Here is a 429-nt window from a genome sequence, read left to right as displayed (position 1 = left end):
CCATTGCATAGTTGGCGTTAAGTTTGACGTGCTCAGCCACATCGTTGATGGTCAGCGCCTGATCATAGTTTTCGGCAATAAAGCCCAGCATCTGGCTAACATAAAATTGCGCATGGCGCGAGACGCTGTTTTTGTGTGTGCGCGAGGTTTTATTGACCAGAATCGGTTCCCAGCCAGAGAGGCTAAATCGCTTGAGCATCAGGCCAATTTCATCAATGGCGAGCTGGCGAATTTGCTCGTTCGGACTGTTTAATTCCTGCTGCCAGCGGCGCACTTCAAACGGGCTAAGTTGCTGTGTGGCCAGTGATTTGATCACCATGCCGTGAGTGACGTGGTTAATCAGGTCTTTATCCAGCGGCCAGGAGAGAAACAGATGCATCGGCAGATTAAAAATCGCCATGCTCTGACAGGTTCCGGTATCTGTTAGTT

General features: G+C 49.9%; 1 protein-coding gene. It reads right to left on the bottom strand.

Going from position 1 to position 429, the window contains the following annotated elements; genetic code table 11:
* Positions 1 to 429: transcriptional regulator MelR (gene melR, locus GVJ63_RS22000; protein ID WP_159227371.1), on the bottom strand; the 429-nt coding region annotated here is incomplete at both ends.

Origin of the sequence: Pantoea sp. 18059, from assembly GCF_902706165.1 — a bacterium.
Lineage (GTDB): Bacteria > Pseudomonadota > Gammaproteobacteria > Enterobacterales > Enterobacteriaceae > Pantoea > Pantoea agglomerans.
The sequence above is the reverse complement of the archived record's forward strand: the minus strand, read 5'-3'. Positions and strand labels throughout refer to the sequence as shown.